Source organism: Acidovorax sp. HMWF018 (assembly GCF_003061035.1).
In the GTDB taxonomy this organism is placed as follows: domain Bacteria; phylum Pseudomonadota; class Gammaproteobacteria; order Burkholderiales; family Burkholderiaceae_C; genus Acidovorax; species Acidovorax delafieldii.
The window spans coordinates 1-3,007 of record NZ_QAIM01000052.1; the positions used below are offsets into that span (position 1 = coordinate 1).

General features: G+C 67.6%; 4 protein-coding genes. 2 read left to right on the forward strand and 2 right to left on the reverse strand.

All coding sequences use genetic code 11. The features are described 5' to 3' along the window. The first annotated feature begins 30 nt into the window (after positions 1 to 30). Positions 31 to 486, forward strand: a complete 456-nt coding sequence (locus DBR23_RS01805; protein ID WP_099731652.1) for a MerR family DNA-binding transcriptional regulator — start codon at positions 31 to 33, stop codon at positions 484 to 486. Positions 487 to 617: 131 nt separating this feature from the next. Continuing rightward, complete coding sequence (locus DBR23_RS01810; RefSeq protein WP_369882072.1) at positions 618 to 1,019, forward strand: PaaI family thioesterase; 402 nt, start codon at positions 618 to 620, stop codon at positions 1,017 to 1,019. A gap of 53 nt (positions 1,020 to 1,072) precedes the next feature. Here DBR23_RS01810 and DBR23_RS01815 read toward each other — a convergent pair whose 3' ends face one another. After that, the gene (locus DBR23_RS01815; protein ID WP_108497114.1) at positions 1,073 to 2,173 is read right to left on the reverse strand and encodes a 3-deoxy-7-phosphoheptulonate synthase; all 1,101 of its coding nucleotides are present in this window, start codon (positions 2,171 to 2,173) and stop codon (positions 1,073 to 1,075) included. Positions 2,174 to 2,346: 173 nt separating this feature from the next. After that, a complete protein-coding gene (locus DBR23_RS01820; protein ID WP_056742526.1) occupies positions 2,347 to 2,853 on the reverse strand; it encodes a C40 family peptidase in 507 nt (168 codons plus the stop codon). Between the last annotated feature and the right edge of the window lie 154 nt (positions 2,854 to 3,007).

A 3,007-nucleotide genomic window follows, 5' to 3' on the forward strand; every position in this document is an offset into this window, starting at 1 on the left:
GCGCAGCACGAGGCTTGCTAACGTGGCCCCATGCAGATTTCCGAACTCGCGCAACAGGCCTCGGTGTCCGTCCACGCGCTGCGCCACTACGAGCGGTTGGGGCTCATCCACCCCGATCGCCGGGCCAACGGCTACCGCGACTATCCGGCCCGCATGCGGCGCGAGGTGGTGTTCATCGCCATGTCCCGCCAGCTGGGCTTCAGCCTGCCGCAGATTGCCCTTCGCCTGGATGAATACCGCGCTGGCACCCTCGGCATTGACGACATGGTGCAGGCCTTGCAGGCGCGTGTGGACGCGATCAACCAGCAGATCGCTGCGCTGCAGTCCCAAAAATCCACCGTGCAGGCGCACCAGGCCTGGTTGCGTGGCCAGTTGCTCAAGAAGCAGCGATCAAAAACCCAGGGTCGGCAAACATCCTCGGGCGCAGCCACTGCATCTACCAAGCCCTGGCCGCGTGTGCGTGCCCCGTCGGCCCGCAAACCCTAGACCTCTCGCAGCACCCAAACACCTCCCTGGAGATCCCCACCATGACAGCCCCACTCACACCCGCGCCCCGCGATGCTTTGTCCAGCGCACCCCGTAGCACCATCGAAACTCTGCAGGCCGAGGTGCTGGCCATGCCGATGGCCCGCACGCTGGGGCTGCGCTTTGTCCATGCCGAGCCCGGCCGGGTGGAGGTGGAGATACCGGTGAGCGAGGCCTTCAGCTTTCGCCCCGGCCAGTTGCAGGCCACGGCCGTGTTTGCGGTGGCCGACTTTGCGGCGGTGGCGGCAGCAGGCAGCGTGTTACCACCTGGCTGGACCAATGCCACGGTGGACACCACCTTGAAAATTGTGGCCCCTGCCCAGGGTGAGTGCCTGCGGGCGCGAGGCCGCGTGGTGGATGCGGGGCGCCTGCTCACCGTCTGTGCCGCCGACGTGTGGGCAGTGGATGCCGCAGGGCAGGAGCGGCTGTGCGCTACGCTGCTGGCCAAGGCGCGCAACATCGACATGGGGGCCGCGAGGCCGCCCCAGGGCTGATAGCGCAGCCTGACGCCAGGCGTGCCAGCCGAGCACAAGGTGCGTCGGATGCGTCAGGCCTTCTGGCGCCGCGCCCGCACTGCTGCTGCCAGTCCTTCAAGGACCGGCACGGTTTGCGCCATGCTGATGCAGGCATCCGTCACCGACACGCCATGCGCCAGCGGCTGGCCGGGAACGATGTCCTGACGGCCTTCCTGCAGGTGGCTCTCGATCATCAGGCCGGTGATGCGTGTGTCGCCTGCGGCAATCTGCTGCGCCACTTCTGTTGCCACGGTGATCTGGCGCTGGTGCTGCTTGCTGCTGTTGGCGTGGCTCACGTCAATCATCACCTGCTCGCGCAGGCCGGCGGCCTTGAGCACGCCGCAGGTCGCATCCACATCGGCGGCGCTGTAGTTGGGCTGCTTGCCGCCGCGCAGGATCACGTGGCAGTCCTGGTTGCCGCGCGTTTCAAAGATCGCGGCCTGGCCCATCTTGGTCATGCCCATGAAGGCGTGCGCGGCACTGGCCGCCAGGATCGCGTCGCTCGCCACCTTCACGCCACCATCGGTGCCGTTCTTGAAACCCACGGGGCACGACAGGCCGCTGGCCAGCTGCCGGTGACTCTGGCTCTCGGTCGTGCGCGCGCCAATCGCGCCCCAGCTCACCAGGTCACTGATGAACTGCGGTGAGAGCAGGTCCAGGAACTCGGTGCCCACCGGCAGCCCCAGTGCCAGCACGTCCAGCAGCAGCTGGCGCGCCAGCTCCAGCCCTACGTTGATGGCAAAGCTGCCATCGAGGTGCGGGTCGTTGATGTAACCCTTCCAGCCCACGGTGGTGCGCGGCTTTTCAAAGTACACCCGCATCACGATGAGCAGGTCGTCCTGCAGTGCATCGGCCTGTGCTTTCAGCTGGCGCGCATAGTCCATGGCCTGGCCATGGTCGTGGATGGAGCAAGGCCCCACCACCACGATCAGCCGGTCGTCCTGCCCATGCAGGATGCGCGAAATGGCGGCGCGGCTGGATTCGACCAGGGTCTGCGCCGCATCGGGCGTGGGCAGCCATTCCTGCAGCAGCGCCGGTGTGATCAGCGGGCGCACGGCCTTGATGCGCGTGTCATCAATGCGGGTGGTGTCGTGGGTGGAGATGGGGGTGGCGGAGCGGTGTGCGTGGGTCATGGTGGCCCCGATTGTCGCGGAGCTGGATTCCAGCCCCTTTTGGCGACCGAACCAGTGCATGGCCGTCGGCACTGGCGCGGCCCATCGCGAGAGACGCAGAGCAAGGGCCGCCCCGCAGCGAGTGCGTCGTCCCCTTGGGGGGAAGGCGCGCAGCGCCTCAGGGGGGAAACTAGCTACGGCCTGCGGAACGCCGCATTCTGCCGAGCCCAGTGGCGCGACTGCAGGTGGTCCAGCCGCACCGTGCCGCCGGTGGACGGCGCATGCACGAACCGCCCTTCGCCCACATAGATGCCCGCGTGGCTGGGCTGGCGGCCCGTGCCAAACACCACCAGGTCGCCTGCACGCAGTTCGCTGCCGTCGATGGGATAGCCCCAGGTGTTGAGCTGGGCCACCGTGCGCGGCGGTGGTGTACCCACCTGGTTGCGGTACACGTAGCCGATCAGGCCGCTGCAATCAAAGCCCGAGTCCGGGGTGTTGCCGCCGTAGCGATACGGCGTGCCCACCAGGCCCAGCGCGTGGATGGCAATGTCGTGTGCCTGCTCCGGCGTGAGCGGCGGCGCCGTGCGTGTGGAAGCCTGCGGTGGCGACGAGGGGGACGGAGGCCGCGATGTACTGCAACCGGCCAGCACCAGCAGGGCGGCGGTGCAGGCGGCAAGGCTCAGGCTGTGAAAGGCGCGCATGGGCCCGAGGTTACTGGACTTACGCGGCTCCCTGCACTTTACCCAGGCTCCCCAAGGTCTTTGCGCGCCAAGCCTTGCGCAGGCCGTTGGCAGTGCCTGAGAAACCCCCCTGTCGATCCCCGTCAGAACGGGGTATTCCCTGCGGCCTGTTTGT

What these genes read in the sequence shown, in the direction of transcription:
- DBR23_RS01815 (WP_108497114.1), bottom strand. Translation starts at nt 2,173, where the DNA reads ATGACCCACGCACACCGCTCCGCCACCCCCATCTCCACCCACGACACC.
- DBR23_RS01810 (WP_369882072.1), top strand. Translation starts at nt 618, where the DNA reads ATGCCGATGGCCCGCACGCTGGGGCTGCGCTTTGTCCATGCCGAGCCC.
- DBR23_RS01820 (WP_056742526.1), bottom strand. Translation starts at nt 2,853, where the DNA reads ATGCGCGCCTTTCACAGCCTGAGCCTTGCCGCCTGCACCGCCGCCCTG.
- DBR23_RS01805 (WP_099731652.1), top strand. Translation starts at nt 31, where the DNA reads ATGCAGATTTCCGAACTCGCGCAACAGGCCTCGGTGTCCGTCCACGCG.